General features: G+C 62.3%; 14 protein-coding genes. 4 read left to right on the plus strand and 10 right to left on the minus strand.

Features of this window, described 5'->3' with window-relative positions; all coding sequences use genetic code 11:
• Positions 1 to 532 precede the first annotated feature (532 nt).
• From VAR608DRAFT_RS12170 to VAR608DRAFT_RS38255, 3 genes are all read right to left on the minus strand, one after another.
• Positions 533 to 805: a hypothetical protein gene (locus VAR608DRAFT_RS12170; RefSeq protein WP_157730873.1), complete on the minus strand. Its 273-nt coding sequence runs from the start codon at positions 803 to 805 to the stop codon at positions 533 to 535.
• Positions 806 to 1,219: 414 nt separating this feature from the next.
• The gene (locus VAR608DRAFT_RS36975; protein ID WP_157730875.1) at positions 1,220 to 1,468 is read right to left on the minus strand and encodes a hypothetical protein; all 249 of its coding nucleotides are present in this window, start codon (positions 1,466 to 1,468) and stop codon (positions 1,220 to 1,222) included.
• Positions 1,465 to 1,593: a hypothetical protein gene (locus tag VAR608DRAFT_RS38255; protein WP_269458548.1), complete on the minus strand. Its 129-nt coding sequence runs from the start codon at positions 1,591 to 1,593 to the stop codon at positions 1,465 to 1,467. Before VAR608DRAFT_RS38255 ends, VAR608DRAFT_RS36975 begins: the two co-directional genes overlap by 4 nt.
• Before the next feature lie 197 nt (positions 1,594 to 1,790).
• Between VAR608DRAFT_RS38255 and VAR608DRAFT_RS12175 the strand changes: the two genes are divergently transcribed.
• Positions 1,791 to 2,363, plus strand: coding sequence for a cupin domain-containing protein (locus VAR608DRAFT_RS12175; RefSeq protein WP_231973455.1), 573 nt, complete (start codon positions 1,791 to 1,793; stop codon positions 2,361 to 2,363).
• Between the two features lie 363 nt (positions 2,364 to 2,726).
• A complete protein-coding gene (locus VAR608DRAFT_RS36980; RefSeq protein ID WP_157730877.1) occupies positions 2,727 to 3,875 on the plus strand; it encodes a hypothetical protein in 1,149 nt (382 codons plus the stop codon).
• Between the two features lie 785 nt (positions 3,876 to 4,660).
• Here the strand turns inward: VAR608DRAFT_RS36980 and VAR608DRAFT_RS12185 are convergent.
• On the minus strand, positions 4,661 to 5,089 hold the full coding sequence (locus VAR608DRAFT_RS12185) for a hypothetical protein (protein ID WP_088958746.1): 429 nt from the start codon (positions 5,087 to 5,089) through the stop codon (positions 4,661 to 4,663).
• An 82-nt stretch (positions 5,090 to 5,171) separates the two neighbouring features.
• Positions 5,172 to 6,515 carry an adenylate/guanylate cyclase domain-containing protein gene (locus VAR608DRAFT_RS12190; RefSeq protein WP_088954297.1) on the minus strand — a complete coding sequence of 448 codons (1,344 nt, stop codon included), beginning with the start codon at positions 6,513 to 6,515 and terminating at the stop codon, positions 5,172 to 5,174.
• Between the two features lie 110 nt (positions 6,516 to 6,625).
• Between VAR608DRAFT_RS12190 and VAR608DRAFT_RS36985 the strand changes: the two genes are divergently transcribed.
• Positions 6,626 to 7,144, plus strand: coding sequence for a hypothetical protein (locus VAR608DRAFT_RS36985; protein WP_157730879.1), 519 nt, complete (start codon positions 6,626 to 6,628; stop codon positions 7,142 to 7,144).
• Positions 7,145 to 7,511: 367 nt separating this feature from the next.
• Here VAR608DRAFT_RS36985 and VAR608DRAFT_RS12200 read toward each other — a convergent pair whose 3' ends face one another.
• From VAR608DRAFT_RS12200 to VAR608DRAFT_RS12220, 5 genes are all read right to left on the minus strand, one after another.
• A complete protein-coding gene (locus VAR608DRAFT_RS12200) occupies positions 7,512 to 8,387 on the minus strand; it encodes an ADP-ribosylglycohydrolase family protein (RefSeq protein ID WP_231973556.1) in 876 nt (291 codons plus the stop codon).
• A gap of 297 nt (positions 8,388 to 8,684) precedes the next feature.
• Positions 8,685 to 10,049: an IS1380 family transposase gene (locus VAR608DRAFT_RS12205; protein WP_088954300.1), complete on the minus strand. Its 1,365-nt coding sequence runs from the start codon at positions 10,047 to 10,049 to the stop codon at positions 8,685 to 8,687.
• Between the two features lie 264 nt (positions 10,050 to 10,313).
• On the minus strand, positions 10,314 to 11,006 hold the full coding sequence (locus tag VAR608DRAFT_RS12210; protein WP_088954301.1) for a response regulator: 693 nt from the start codon (positions 11,004 to 11,006) through the stop codon (positions 10,314 to 10,316).
• Between the two features lie 428 nt (positions 11,007 to 11,434).
• Positions 11,435 to 12,550: a S1C family serine protease gene (locus tag VAR608DRAFT_RS12215; protein WP_088954302.1), complete on the minus strand. Its 1,116-nt coding sequence runs from the start codon at positions 12,548 to 12,550 to the stop codon at positions 11,435 to 11,437.
• Positions 12,551 to 12,681: 131 nt separating this feature from the next.
• Positions 12,682 to 13,572, minus strand: a complete 891-nt coding sequence (locus VAR608DRAFT_RS12220; protein WP_088954303.1) for a helix-turn-helix domain-containing protein — start codon at positions 13,570 to 13,572, stop codon at positions 12,682 to 12,684.
• Between the two features lie 112 nt (positions 13,573 to 13,684).
• On the opposite strand from VAR608DRAFT_RS12220, the gene VAR608DRAFT_RS12225 reads away from it, so the two are divergent.
• A complete protein-coding gene (locus tag VAR608DRAFT_RS12225) occupies positions 13,685 to 14,518 on the plus strand; it encodes an SDR family NAD(P)-dependent oxidoreductase (protein WP_088954304.1) in 834 nt (277 codons plus the stop codon).
• Positions 14,519 to 14,545: the final 27 nt, after the last annotated feature.

A 14,545-nucleotide genomic window follows, 5' to 3' on the forward strand; every position in this document is an offset into this window, starting at 1 on the left:
TGGTGCTCCGGTGTGTGCTCAGCGGACGTCGCGCGGGGGATGCCCGCGCCGTCCAACGCTCCACCGTCCCCTCTCCTCCGCTCTTGTCGATGGGCATTCGGGCTGGAACCTGACGCCATGGCGGATCAACGGCAAAGGCTCGATTTCATCAGGCGACTTTGAACCCGCTGCGCATTCGAGTTGGAATTCGCGGGTCAATTTCGCTCGTGATGGAATTCTGGGCATGCCTCCCTCAGGGCGATCGAGCTGCGCGCGGCGGGCGCGGTCGAGCTCGACACCGATTTTGCGCCTGGTCGTCGAGGAGGACGACGCCGGCGCCGGGCGGCCGGCGCCGCCCAAATCGCCGCCGACTCCCCTCCTCCCCCAGCCGCGAATTCCAACTTGAGTGAGAAGAATTCCAGAAAACCGACCGGAGCGAGCCTCGAAGTCGTGCGTCATGGCTTGCAGTTGCTCGCCTTCCGTCGCTCCCGGCTCGATGCCGGCGCCGTCCACGATGCCCTTGACCAGGCGCCCACTGACGCCCTCAGATCCCTCACACTCTATGTTCTCGAAGCCTGAGGATGATCATTCCGAAAAAGACTACCAGCATGATCACCGCCGCCCCGAGAGAGATGCTGAGCGTCTGATCCTGGGCATAGCTGATGTATCTATCGATGCCGTGGTTGCTTATGGCCACGGTGTGAGTTTCGTCCGGAGTCGCTGTCCCGAGGGAAAAGTACTTCCTGAAGAGATAGATGTGGAAAAGAGCGAGTGCCGGTCCAGCACAGGCCAGCGCAAACTTTCCAACTCCGAGGAATTTCTTCATTTCGCTACCTTCCCTGGGCAGCCGCAGGATTGGGCGCCTCCGAACAAAGTCACGCCCGTGTGCGTGATGCGCCCGCATATCCGGCAACGCCGGCTCCTCCGCCAATGGTCAAGCCATCGCCTTCCTACGGGTCGATTGCGAGAACGTCCCCAAAGGTAACGCCGGCGGTGGGTGGATCGACTCCGTTTACTGCGCGCGCCGGGCTGACTGTTTTGGCAGAAGTGGCCTCAAGCGCTGGTCACGCGAACTTTTCCAGCCTCTCACGTATGGCTGGCCAAGTCTCCTTGAGAAAGTCGTGCGCAGCTTTGGTTCGCAGCGACTGCTCATGCAGCAATGCATCAATTGACTGCACATGCGCCTTCGTCTTTGTAGCAACTGACTTGCTGATCAAGTGCATGGCTATATCAAATTCATTTATGGCTTGCGCTTCATCATCGCTAACACCGGGGGTTTTCCCCAGTCGTGAAACACATCTTCGTGCCATAAGCGAAGTATTCCTAGCACGGTATTGCCGAGCTTCTTTGAAGCCTCATCGAATTCATCGGAAATCACTTCTCCAATTTCGAGCTCAAAAATCGCACGCGGCTTATCTTCCGATGGCAGTTTTTTCGAGAAGAACAATGTGCCGTTCTGAACGTAAATGGCAAGGTACGGTTCATTCATTCATTTCTCCCGTAGGCATTTGGCGTAATGTTCTTTTGCATTTGCCAAACAAATTGCTTGCGCTCGTTTTCCGTATCCAGCACGGGCCACGAGGCATTCAGCCTCATCACGTTGAAGTTGATCATCGCATTCTTTCTCGCGTGATCGCCCCGATTACGAGCATCCCGATAGCGAGATCGTCACGTCCTCGCTCCCGAAGCCCTCGATCGGAACATTTGCGCCACTGAAATCCCGAATGCCGTCGACGCCGCCCGATCTCGCTCCACGCTTGACCCCGTATAGCCTCACGCGGGACCATCCCGGCTCCCGAAAGGAGGCTCAAATGCGTACTCGGTATGTCTGTCGGCTCGCGTTCCTGGGCGCTGCTTCTGCATTTTTCGTACTGCCTGCTTCGGTCAGCGCGGCGGACGCGGGCGACCCGATGATGGTCACTCCCGGCGCTATCAAATGGGGCGACGCGCCGCCCTCGATTCCCAAGGGCGCCAAGCTGGCGGTCCTGATGGGCGACCCAAGCAAGGAAGGCCCGTTCGTCATGCGCCTGAAGACACCGGCGAACTACAAGATCGCGCCGCATACACACACGCAGGCAGAGCAGATCACGGTGCTGTCCGGCACGTTGATCCTGGGCATGGGCGAGAAGATCGACAAGGCGCACGAAAGCGCGCTGCCCGGCCGGGGGCTTCCACATGCTCGCGGGCAAGACGCCGCACTACGCCATGTCGAAGGTGCCGACGGTGATCCAGGTGAGCGGCAACGGACCCTTCGACATCAACTACCTGAATCCGGCGGACAACCCGGACAAGTCGGCCAAGCAATAGCCGCGCCGACGGCAACCTGGCCGCCCCTCGGCTGTCGGCCAAGTCGGGGATCAGGCCGCCCGCCCTGCTTGCCGTGAGCAGCGCTGTCCGCGCTGCGCGGGTCGCAAGCAAATTCCCCTACCATGGCCGGTTCGCGCCCAAAGCGGAAGCCCGGTGGCTCAATCTGCCCGCCGGGAACGTCGCGCGCTCGGCCTCGGGATCTCGGCCTGCGACCCACAACTAGCGACATTCGACGCCGGCCCCTGGTGCCCGTGAGCCGACCCTCGCGTCGTGTTCTCTAGCACGGCGTCGATGCGAACAGGTGCGGATTCGGGCGCGGTTGACGCCCTCCCGTTCGACGTAAGGCAGCTCGCGGTCACCCATCGCTGTTTGGTGAAGGCCCCATGATGTTCGAACCTCTTTAACATTGGTTCTGTCGAAATGGCCACCGGAGAAAAGTCATGTTCCTCCTGGATGCGGTATTACGCAGTGCGAAGCTCTTGCTTGCATGGTCATTGCTTAGTGCTGTCTTCGGCTGCCAGGCGGCGACGGGATCCTTGGTCGACCTGGAACAGCGTCTCAAAGACATCCTTGATGGCGGCGTGAGTACCGCAAGCCGCCGAGACGAGGCAGTGGCGGTATTGCGCGCAATGAATCAGATTGCGATTACAGCCTCGGAAACCGATGCGGCCGGCGCGATCGAGCAGTGCCTGAGAGCCAGCATAACTAAATCAGCGGGGGATATAGTCGCGAGCGAAGCAAGAATCGTACTTTCTGGGATTGGCTATGGCGACGCGGCCTTGACAGCGTACTCAAACGCAATAGTGACTATCCGTGAGTCCGAAGCTCGGACACAAGCTGCCTCCATTGTCGAGGAGAAGAGTCGCGGCTCCCGAGAAAAGCTACCAATAGCCATCATTGCAGAAGTATTTCGAGGAACTGCGATCGATGCCGCGCCGTTACCTTCGCGCCCAGCACCGTGGTTCTACCCGTTGTCGAAAATCGTCGCATCGCAGCCAATTGGTGGGAACCCACTCATTGAGGTTGCTATGTTGGATGTGATTCGTTCGTCAGTAAACGTAGAGGTACTCGGATGGATTGGGGTAAACGGCGTTTTACTGCCTCCTACGTTTGACCTAGAAACTATGGTCGACATGGCAAACGACAACGCGATGGCTTTCAATCAGGCGGTCGCTAAGGTAGGCAGATCGTGTAACGTTTGCTCTCCGTCCCTCGAGCTTCCTTCGGTGAGATTTGGGATCGCGACGAGTGTTCTAATGAACAACATGCGACCGGGCGCCGAGGGAAAGAGCCTATGGGATCGAATTCCAGATGGAAATCCGGCAGTCAAGCAATCGCAGAGAGGCAAAATTCTTAACCTCGCCATCATGATGCTTGAAGATCGGCGACAATGGTACCCTGTATGGCGTGCTGCTAAAGGGTTCAACACGTTTATGACGTTGAGTGAGACGGAGCTTGTTCCCTTCGTTAGGCGCATTGCTGCCGACCCCGACGCGTCAGCCTTAAAACCGGCAATAAGCAGATTCATTTCAGTCACCTTGGTAGGCGAGCGTGCGCTTTGGGAACAAATTTACAACTCGATTCCTTGAGTGGATGCATTAGCAGACTGTTGAAATACCGTTTTCGAGGTTCTCCCTCAGTGCATTCCATTTATTCCACGCCCTCCCCGGTGAATCCATGCATAGGCGGCGGAAAGGAAGAACGTGTGATAGTCTGAATGCATGTGGTCTACCCACGGAAATGGTATTTCAACAGCGTGTTAAGTCTCCTGGGCATACCGATTGGAGGTCGACGTACCTACCAATCCGACTGCTCAGCCACTGCCTCCACTGCTAAGCGCACCTTGCTAGGCACGCACTCAAATGGATAGAGCGCCTTGGCCTTGGTGTTCGCTCCACACCGGTGCGATGCCGAGACCGGTGCCTCCAACTCTGTGAAGCAGAAAAGTGACCGTCAGGAGAGCTTACCGTCGCGAGCGACTGGAATTGGCCCGGATGCGGCCCATCAGCCTGACCCGACCATTGTCGCGATCCACATGCAAAGCACTGCGACGGCAACTAGCGTCGCGGCCAGCAATATGCGGCTCAGCCAGACAGTCGGGCGCCGGGCGCCAGGCGCGTAGTCGACAACGCTAAGCATTCGACTGCCGGCAAATTCGATAGCAAAGCTCACTGGTAGAGCGCCAATGAACAGCAAAGCCCATCCAACGGAAGTCGTCGGCCAGCGGGGCGTTCCCGAAAGCCAAAATACGACGAAGCCGGCGCTGAGGCCGGCGTATATGACGACTGCACCAAGGACTTTTCGAGCCTGGATCATGGTCTGCATTCTCCACCTTGGTCTGTTGCCCGAGTGACTCCTGTTGGCCGGGTGCCGACTAACGCGGCGACGACCATCGGACCGTGAGTATGCACGCCGGCTGGACGCCGAAGGCGCGATGAAACAGGCCCGGGCCCCATATGACAAAGTCACCATGGCGGCGCAAGGTGTGCGGAACGATGCCCTGTGGCGCGAAGTCGGCGCTCATTGAGAACTCAATCCTGAATTCGCTGGTTGGACTCACCAGGACCGACATCGTCCGCCCGTCGCTCAAAGGCTTGGATTCGCCGTTCGGATTTCCCGCTGGGTGAGAGAACCACTTGACGCAAAGACCACTAGCGAGCTCCTCGGCTGGCACATGCCGCAGGTGGGCCGGTGGGTTCCTGGTCCAATCGCTGAATCCGACAAACCAACCCGTTCCGTTGGTGTCCAACTCGCCGGCGTTGCCGAACTCGACGTTCTGCGCGAGAAGCTGCTTCGATTGCATGCGGAATTCTGCCCTCGAATTGACCGACCGCTCGCTGCCCTTCTGCCTCGGTGCCGACTGACCGCTCGTGGCGCGATCTCGGTCAGCTCGCCTCGGTTGCGGCATAGAGACGCCACTGTCCGGGCACACCCTTCAATTCGCGGGCGCCGCGATCCTGGAAAGCCAGTCCCGAGCCTGCCACGAGATCTTTGACCGTACTGGATACGAGAACCTCTCCGGGGCTCGCTGCGCTGGCGATCCGAGCGCCGATATGTACTGCGATGCCGCCGATCTTGGCGCCCATCACCTCGCACTCGCCCGTGTGCACGCCGGCACGAATCTCCAGGCCGAGAGACCGAACACTGCTTCCGATGGCGGCCGCGCAACGCACAGCCCGCGCGGGACCGTCGAAGGCCGCAAAAAAGCCATCCCCAGCCGTGTCGACTTCACGGCCCCGGAATCGCTCCAATTGGCGGCGTGCGACCCCGTAGAAGTTGTCCAGCAACTCATGCCATCGAGCGTCGCCAAGTTGTGCAGCCCGCTCGGTTGACCCGGCGATGTCGGCAAACAGGACCGTAGCCAACACCCGATCTGATTCGCGGTCACGCCGCTGCCCGGTGAGAAACTCCTCGATGCGCTCCAGATAGGCGTTCGCGTCGCCGATAAAGAAGAAGTGGTCACCGCCGGGAAATTCCGCATACTCGGCGCCTGGAATCCTCTGTGCCAAGTAGCGCGCGTGCTCGACCGGTAGTGTGCGCTCGCCGATGCGGTGCAAGATCAATGCCGGAACCCGTATTGCGGGAAGGATCGGGCGTGCGTCGATCTCGTAGGCCATGCGTAGCAAGGCCACTGCCGCGCCTGGGCTGCACGACTGCCGCTGAAAGCGCCCCCACCATTCGCGTGCTGCCGCGTCATTGGCGAGCGAAGGTGCAAGGGCGCTCAACAGCACGCCCTTGCCCCATTCCTGTTCCATCCGCTGCAGCAGCGCGTCATACACCTCGGGCGGTGTTCCGAACGTGTAGTCAGGTGCCCAGGCGATCCGCGCGAAAGTTCCGATCAGAACGATGGCTGCGGTGCGATCGGGATGCGTGGCCGCGAACAGCAGACTCAGCGGGCCGCCTTCCGATACCCCGACCAGGGCCGCCCGCTTGGAACCGGCGGCGTCCATGACCGCCCGGACGTCATCCATTCGCTGCTCGAGGGTCGGCAACTGCCCGACGGGAACAGGATCGGACATCCCGGTCCCGCGCTTGTCGAAGATGATGAGTCGGGCGAACGAGGCGAGGCGCCTGAAGAAGCGCGCCCAGCGCGGTTCCTCCCAGCAGTGCTCTACATGTGACACGAACCCAGGAATGAACACTATGTCTAGCGGCCCTCTGCCGACGACCTGGTAGGCGATATGGCACTCCCCACTCTTCGCATAACGGGTCTCCGGGTGCTCTGCCATTTCTCACCTCCTCGAGTGACCGTTTCGAATGTCAGCTTACGAGCATTGAGCCGCGTCTGGACCGGCAGCTTCTGGCCGATTGTGCTCGTCAACGCGACAATCACTCAGTGATGCAAGAAAACCATAGCAATTCCAATCCTGACACCGAGCCGGCGCCGTCCACCGAGCATTCACTCAGCAATTCCCAACGTCGCCTGCAAGAGGCGCTTGCGGATGTCCCTGAGCCCTTTCCAACGAATCGCGACCTTCCTGTATTTGAGAGATTCGGGCGACATGCTGCTGCGCTGCGCTACAGGCTTGACTACTTGGCGCGTCGCGAAGACCGGGAAGGCGACGACCAAGTTAACCTACATCGGAACCGCGCTGAGCGCAACGCCCTTTCGTGGTTGCTTATGGAGGTGCTGCCCGGACGCCAGCCGGAAAAGCCGCAGCCACAGAACAAGCGGCCGGACCGCGAATATGTGCGCTCGCGCTTGAAGGAGGCGATGAGTCTGATGGACGAGGGCTACAAGGTCGTCAAGGACGAGAAACCTGGTGTGCTCTTTCACTGCCTAGGCGAGGACATCGCGCCGGTCGAAGTGAGCCTGCCCGTTTGGTTCTATGTCAAGGGTGCCGTCGACCGAAGTTGACCGGTATTCAGGGTGTCGAGACGAACGTCCGGTTGCAGCCGCATCCTGTCTCACGCGGGCCGCCTTCCCCGAGCAGCAGTGATGATTGCGAGCGCCGTCGGACCCACTTCGGCGGCCACATTCCTGCTCCTGAATTCGGTTCGACCTTCGACCCAAAGCCTTGAGCCTCGGGCAGCGTCAGCCGCACGACTATGTCAAAGCTGACTGCAGAGTAGCTGCAGTACAGTTAAGACAAACTACGCTCTCGGAGGAAAAGGTGAATCTCGACAAGGCCAGCGCCGCGTCCAGCATGGCACCACTCGCACCTGCGGATTGGACCATGGAGACGCAGTTGGAGGGAAAGCCGCATCGACGCACATCGCGACCGCTAGCGTTGGTCCGAAAGCTCCAGCAATTGCTCCGCCATGTCGGCAATCTCCCTCCCCATCACCAGCTGCTCGCGCCATGCCGGCGGGATGCCCTGCACCCCATAGTGCGCGCCGGCGAGCTGTCCGCAGATGGCCGCAGTCGTGTCCGCGTCGTCACCAAGGTTCGTGGCCAGGAGCACAGCCTCCTCGAAGCTCAAGGCCTGCTCGAATGACCAGAGGGCAGCTTCCAAGGACTGCACGCAATAGCCGGAGCCTCGGATGTCGTCGCGCGGCTTTCCTCGATAGCCGCCGGCGGCCAGTTCCTGCACCTTGGCCTTGAGCGTCTCCATCGGGCGGGTCTGGAGAATTTGTTCTTTAGTCCTGCCGGCCAAGGCTGCTCGCAGTTGCAGCGCGAAGAGCTGGGAGCACTGAATGGCCTCCTCAGCCCCGTGCGTCGTCCTGGTGCTCTCGCCGGCGTGAAACCAAGTGTCCGCCTCGCTGCTCGCAAAGAGCATCGGGACTGGCGCCAGGCGCATCAGCGCGCCATTGCCTGCGGTTCGCGGGTCCCGATTGCCCGCAAAGGGATTCCCCGTCTCCAAATACTCGCTCAGGGCAGCCCTGAGCGTGTTGCCGATGTCGAAGCAGTCCCCGTTGCTGCTCATGTATCCAACCCGCCACCAATTGCAGTAGCGGTTCATCTGGTCGCGTGCGTCGAAGCCTTGGCAGTGGATGAGGCTGGCCGCAAGGCAGAGCGCCATCGAGGTGTCGTCCGTCCACTCCCCTGGCTTAAGACCAAAGGGTCCTCCGCCGGTCATGCCCGTTACCGGCAGGAAGGTGCCTCTCGGGCTGAACTCGACGGTCGCGCCAACAGCGTCGCCGGCGGCCAGGCCGAGCAGGGCGCCCTGGTACCGCTCGAGTCGTGTCGGCGTTGCCTTGCTTCCACCTGAATCCGTGACCCCTGTATGCCGATCCGGTTCAATTGCCCTGCCAATTCGCCCTTAATGGGTGCGCAGCGGATGTCCAGTGACCGCATGGCTCAATTGCAGCCTCTTCGTTCCGTACTGAACGCCCAGAGATGCTCTGCAACCGTGCGCACAGGGGCGATTTCCGTGCGCCGTTGCACGCTTGTGCGCGCTGCGCGACGTGGGGCCGCCGGCGAGGTACTGGATGTTGTGCTGGCGCCTGGACTGCCTTCAGCCGCCGGTGCCGGCAAGTTGCCAGTGCAATCGCTCGAAGGCGCTGGCCGCGCGATCGTTGGCCCCCAGGCCGAGGATGACGCGCCGGCCATGCTCGATGAGACGACCGGCGCGGTAGATGAGCTCCTGCATCACCGTCTTGATGCGCCGGCGCTTGGCCGCGTGACGCACTGGCGCATTCGGCCCGTGCAGCCCGGCCTGGCCCATCAGGCGCAGGATGTTCATGGCCAGCGCCGCGAGCTCGCACACCAGGTAGTTGGTATTGAACTTGCCCGAGGGCAGCCGCTCCAGGTCGAGGTCGGTCTTGAACTCGGAATGGAACTGCTCGTGCGTGCCGTGGTCGGCGTACAGGGCGATGACGGTCTTCGCATCGAACTGTCTGGCCTCCAGGCTCGTGCTCCAGCCGTCCAGCGTGAACTTGGGTTCGATCAACAGCTGCCCCTTCGCATCGATGGTGCGCTCGGTCAGGCGCAGCACGCGGCGCAGCGGCCGCTCGATGCCTTCGATGGACAGCGATTCCTCCCACACTGTCACGCGCTTGCCCGCGCGCGGATGCTCCCAGAGCGTGGCTGCGTCGGCATCGAGTCGCTCGGCCAGCGCCACCACGTGGGTGGTGCGCGGATTCCATTTGATCAGCCAGTCCACCTGCGGCTGGCCGGCATGGTTATAGGACTCGATGACGCGCATCAGCGCCGCCGAGTCGAAGCCAGAATCCAGGCGCGCCAGGATCGGCGCCTTCGGGCCCGCCGCACTCAGGCGCTGCGCCATCGGGATCACGCGCTCGAAGTTGAATTGTGTCTCCGACGCCGAGTGCTGCACGCCCGGGCGCAGCGCCAACTCCAGGCAGAACCCGTGCGAGCCCAGATAGGCCGCCAGCGGACAGTAGCCATCGACCCCGGCATAGGTGCGCCCCACGCCGTCCTTGGCGGTGCCGCCGTTGTCCATGGCGAACGTATCGACATCCAGCGCCACCCAGCCGCAAGGCAGCACGCCGTAGTCCGGGCGCGCGCCAGCCAGCAGTGTCTCGATCAGCGGCGGCATGAAGTCAAACAGGTCGCCCGCGCGGGCATCCATGCGCTGGCGCAGCGTCGGGCTCGAAGGCAGCAGTTTGATGCCCAGTGCCTGCTTGAAGAACGCATCACCGCGGAAGTTCTCGATCGCATCGAAATCGCTCTTGCCCTGCACCAGCAGCCCGACGTAGCTGCGCAGGATGTCGCTGTTGGCCACGCCGCCGACGACGCGCAGCGCGGTGTCGATGTGCCTGAACACCGGGGCGAGTCGCTTCAGGTGGTGTCCCACCAGGGCCAACCCCGCCACGGGCGTGAGGTCGTAGTCGAGTTGCTTGACGATGAAGGGGCGCATTGGAGGTTGACTCGGGTGCTGTGTCTTGCAACAGCAGCATTAAACGCGCCACATCGGTCATGCCCCTGATCAAACCCCCTCGAATCGACCCCCACCCTCAGGGTGAGCCACCTTCACTCTCGCGCTCACGGATTCAGGTTCCAGCCATGTTCTTGATTCTTGAATGCCTTCAGTTCATTGATTCGAATCCATGCCTGTAGGCTGAACACCAATCTTTCAAATGCAGGTCGGCTTCTGGCCGAACGCGCCATATCGCGCAGGCCCTCACCGTCTTCCGTTGAGGGCAGCAAGCACGTACTCAAACAATTCGGTCGCTCGATTCGTTGAGCCAATAGCACCGTGACTGCGAGCTTCCGCCTTGTGCTCAGGGGCATTCGAGCCTGCATAAATTACGAACGGCGTCTGATTGCCAGAGCTGCGAAGTCTGTCCAAAAGGGTGTATCCCGCCCGTGAGTCCGGCGGCCGTCCCATATCAGAAATGATGACATCGAATTGCTGCTTAGAAAGCAGCTTGAGGGCTTCCTCGGTCGAGGTCGCGAGTACAAACGAGATGCCTAAAGCTTCCAGCGACTGACGCTCAAAAATGTTATTTTCCGGCCGGTCGTCGACCCAGAGCACGGTAGCGGCACTGGCACGACGGATGACTCGAGCATTGACCGCGTCTGCAACAACAGCTGCCGCCTCCCTTGCATTCCGCGCGGCAGACTCAGGTGTTGTTTCGGCATCGGGGCGGGCGACGGATGCAGCTACAAGTGCCGCAGATGCCTCGGCTTGCTTCCTCTTCGCGGTGGCCTCAAAACCTCCCCCTTTGAAGGAAAACTCACCCAAGCCGTAAAAGAACTCCTTGAGCGCCGGCGAGAACTTCACAAGGACGACGACAAGAACAACCGGCCAAATAGATACGCCCAACAGCTTTGTAAGGGCCTCAGTTACCTTGACGAACTCGTCGACATTCATGGGACCTTCCTCTGCTCGTCACTGCTGCGGGCTGACATTTTGAGCCAAGAGCAATCTGTCATTTCTAGCCTGCGCGCCGACGAGGCGTCGACTCAGACGCGGTACCGAATCCTGCCATAGCAAGCGGGTCCGTGCTGGTGTGGAATGTCCCCAAGAAGAAGGAGGCCGCTGAGCTCAGCGCATGTTGCATTCTTATGTTTCTGCGGGACTGTGCTCCATTTGCGAACGACTGGTGATGGCCAGGTGATGGCCGAACTGAGACACACGAAGCATCCCTCGCGACATTGTCCGGCGCTCGCGTCCACATGAACCCTGGCCTGCCAGATGGCCGCAGAAGTACGCGCAACCGGCGTCACCCGGATGACGTCTTGATGAGCGGACGTTTCAAGAAAAACTACGTTCACGCGGAGCGCTGGCGGTGACGACGATCACCGGCGCCTCTCTGCCGGCATGGGACGCCGGCCCAGTTCAACTGCAACGGCCATGGCCACGCCGCGGCGAGTCAACTTGAATTCGACACGGCTGCCGGGTGCCAGCATCGCCGTCTCGTTGATGAGGGCCGTGGCATCGGCGATGCTTTTGCCATTCATCGCAGTGACGGTATCACCCACGCGCAACCCGGCTTTCTCGCCCGGCCCTCCGCGCTGAACCTTCTCTACCACCGCGCCGGATGCATCGGGGGCGCCGCGTTTGGCATCGCTCGCGACCACGCCGATCCAGCCTCGCTCGACGCGCCCATGCGCGATGATCTGGTCCATCACCTCGCGCGCCAGGCTCACCGGGATTGCGAAGCCGATGCCCTGGGATCCTCCGCTTTCCGAGTAGATGGCCGCATTGATACCGACCAGGTTGCCGTCGATGTCCACCAATGCGCCGCCCGAGTTTCCGGGGTTGATCGCCGCGTCGGTCTGGATGAAGTTCTCGAAGGTATTGATGCCGAGCCGGTTGCGGCCGGTTGCGCTCACGATGCCCTGGGTCACGGTCTGTCCGACCCCGAACGGGTCGCCCACGGCAAGCACGATGTCACCCACCTGCACCGAACCCGGCTCCGCGAACGTGATCGGCGGGAGGTCCTTTGCATCGACCTTCAGCACCGCGAGATCGGTGTCGGGGTCGCGGCCGAGCAACTGCGCGTCAGCCACCTTGCCGTTCGGCAGCATGACGGCGATCTCGGTCGCACCGTCGACCACGTGGTTGTTGGTCAGGATGTAGCCCTGCGCCGCGACGATCACGCCGGAGCCCAGGCTCAGCGAATCCTGCCCGCGCCGGCTGCGCCGGCTCGACGCGCTGCGCGTGTAGATGTTGACCACCGAGGCCGACGCCTTGCGCGCTGCCGAACGATAGCCCGTGTCGCGTCGCCCGAGGATCGTGCTCGCCAGCGATGAACTGCCGCCTGCCTCGTGAATCGTGACGACGTCGTTGCGGGCGGGCGGCGACGCGGCGGGGCCGAAGGCATGCCAGGCGATCAGCAGGCCGGCCCCCACGGTCACGGCCTGGGCGAGCAGCATCCACAGTCGATGCAGGGTGATCGAATTGGCTTTCATTCAAGCTGGCTCAGGTACTTCAGGGCAAGCGGCAAGCGTAGCACGCACGCGCCGGCGCAGCACTGAGGGCGGGCCTGCTCTTGAGCAGCCCCATGCCCCACCCCGCCGGGCTCCAGGCATACCGGGGCCGCTCAGTGCGTCGAGCTGCGCGCGCGGGCGCGGAACTCGCGCGGCGCGAGGCCGGTGTGCTTGCGGAAGAACCGGCCGAAATAGGCTTCGTCGACGAAACCCAGGTCGCTCGCGAGGCGCTTGATGCTCACGTCGGTATAGACCAGCTCGCGCTGCGCCTCGTGCACCAGCCGCGCGTGCAGCACCGCGAGGCTCGACGTCCCGAGGACTTCGCGGCACAGCCGCGTGAGCTGTCCCGCGGTGATGCCGAGCTCGGCGGCGTAGTCCTGCAGCGGCAGGTGCTGCTTGAAGCGCGCATCGACCAGCGCGCGGAACTTCTGGATCTGCCCGTGCTTGCGCGAATCGCGAAGCATCGGCGTTGCCGCGTCGACCTGCCGCAGGCGCGCCACCTGCACCAGCAGCGCGGTGATCAGCGACAGCGCGGCAGCCACCTGTCCGATCGAGCTTCGCCTCGATTCGCGCTCGATCGCCAGGAAGATCGGCATCAGCGCATCCATGGCCGCGTCCTGCGCGGCGAGCGACATCACGAGGGGCTTGCGGATGTTGTCGACCAGCTCCGGCATGACCACCTGCGCCAGCGATTCGAGGGGCCGCTGCGCCGCGGTGACCACCGGCCCGTCGGTGTCGGACGCGAAGTGGAATCCATGCACGGTTTGTGCAGGAATCAGGATCAGGCAGGGCGCGCGTTCGCTGATCCGCGCATGGTCCACCTGCACCTGTGCCGCGCCCTGCTGGAGCAGCAGGATCTGCACGAAGGCGTCGTGCGTATGGGGCTGGATCTCCCAGTTGTAGCGGCTCGAGCGTGCGGGAATCCATTCGAAATCGAATGTCGACTGCCAACTGGGTTGGGCCTGATCGCCGTAGAGCGAGTAGTTCGGAATGACTCTTGGCATAGTGGCAATGCGCAGGCAGGAAGGCCGGAATTGTCCTGTTGTTGGCACGAATCGTCAAACCGTGGCCGGGGGGTGCGCCGAACAATGAAGCCGTGGACCCCAGGAGACATCGATGACAACAAACCAACCATTCAGCGGCGCATGGCTGGCGCTCGAAGACCAGGTCGCGGTCGTCACCGGCGCGGCCAGCGGCATCGGCGCCGCGGTCGCGCAATCGCTTGGCGACGCGGGCGCGAAGGTCGCGCTGCTCGACCTCGACGGCAAGGGCGCGGAAACGATCGCCTTGCAGCTTCGGTCGCAGGGCCGAAGGGCCATTGCCATCGAGTGCGACATCGCGAGCGAAGGCAGCGTCGCCAAGGCCGCGCAGCAGGTGGGCCGTGAACTCGGCGCCTGCAGCGTACTGGTCAACAACGCGGGCATGCTGCGCGCCGGTGAGCTCGCGGACGTGAGCCTCGATGCATGGAACCAGGTGCTGGCGGTCAACCTCACCGGCTACCTGCTGTGCGCGCGCGCCTTCTCCAAACCGATGCGCGATGCGCGGTGCGGCAGCATCGTGAATGTCGCGTCGATCTCGGCGCTGCATCCGCAGACCGGCAGCGGCGCCTACAGCGCGAGCAAGGCCGGCGTGCTGCTGATGTCGCGGCAGATGGCCGTGGAGTGGGGTCCGCTGGGCGTTCGCAGCAATGCGATCTGCCCGGGAATGATCCGCACCGCGCTTTCCGCCACCTTCTACGAAGAGCCCGGCTTCGAGGCGCGCCGCGCGCAGGTGACCGCAAGCCGCCGCATCGGCGAGCCGCAGGACATCGCCGACGCCGCGCTCTTCCTTGCGAGTCCGCGCTCGGCGTACGTGAACGGCGCCGAACTCGTGGTGGACGGCGGCATGTCCAGCATGTTGATGGACATGGTGCCCCGCCCCGGCTTCAACCGCACGCCGGCAACCGCCTGAGCCCATTCCACACTCCAAGGAGACAGA

Source organism: Variovorax sp. HW608 (assembly GCF_900090195.1).
Lineage (GTDB): Bacteria > Pseudomonadota > Gammaproteobacteria > Burkholderiales > Burkholderiaceae_C > Variovorax.

What these genes read in the sequence shown, in the direction of transcription:
- VAR608DRAFT_RS12170 (WP_157730873.1), bottom strand. Translation starts at nt 805, where the DNA reads ATGAAGAAATTCCTCGGAGTTGGAAAGTTTGCGCTGGCCTGTGCTGGA.
- VAR608DRAFT_RS12215 (WP_088954302.1), bottom strand. Translation starts at nt 12,550, where the DNA reads ATGAAAGCCAATTCGATCACCCTGCATCGACTGTGGATGCTGCTCGCC.
- VAR608DRAFT_RS12210 (WP_088954301.1), bottom strand. Translation starts at nt 11,006, where the DNA reads ATGAATGTCGACGAGTTCGTCAAGGTAACTGAGGCCCTTACAAAGCTG.
- VAR608DRAFT_RS12175 (WP_231973455.1), top strand. Translation starts at nt 1,791, where the DNA reads ATGCGTACTCGGTATGTCTGTCGGCTCGCGTTCCTGGGCGCTGCTTCT.
- VAR608DRAFT_RS12225 (WP_088954304.1), top strand. Translation starts at nt 13,685, where the DNA reads ATGACAACAAACCAACCATTCAGCGGCGCATGGCTGGCGCTCGAAGAC.
- VAR608DRAFT_RS38255 (WP_269458548.1), bottom strand. Translation starts at nt 1,593, where the DNA reads ATGATCAACTTCAACGTGATGAGGCTGAATGCCTCGTGGCCCGTGCTG.
- VAR608DRAFT_RS36975 (WP_157730875.1), bottom strand. Translation starts at nt 1,468, where the DNA reads ATGAATGAACCGTACCTTGCCATTTACGTTCAGAACGGCACATTGTTC.
- VAR608DRAFT_RS36985 (WP_157730879.1), top strand. Translation starts at nt 6,626, where the DNA reads ATGCAAGAAAACCATAGCAATTCCAATCCTGACACCGAGCCGGCGCCG.
- VAR608DRAFT_RS12220 (WP_088954303.1), bottom strand. Translation starts at nt 13,572, where the DNA reads ATGCCAAGAGTCATTCCGAACTACTCGCTCTACGGCGATCAGGCCCAA.
- VAR608DRAFT_RS36980 (WP_157730877.1), top strand. Translation starts at nt 2,727, where the DNA reads ATGTTCCTCCTGGATGCGGTATTACGCAGTGCGAAGCTCTTGCTTGCA.
- VAR608DRAFT_RS12185 (WP_088958746.1), bottom strand. Translation starts at nt 5,089, where the DNA reads ATGCAATCGAAGCAGCTTCTCGCGCAGAACGTCGAGTTCGGCAACGCC.
- VAR608DRAFT_RS12190 (WP_088954297.1), bottom strand. Translation starts at nt 6,515, where the DNA reads ATGGCAGAGCACCCGGAGACCCGTTATGCGAAGAGTGGGGAGTGCCAT.
- VAR608DRAFT_RS12205 (WP_088954300.1), bottom strand. Translation starts at nt 10,049, where the DNA reads ATGCGCCCCTTCATCGTCAAGCAACTCGACTACGACCTCACGCCCGTG.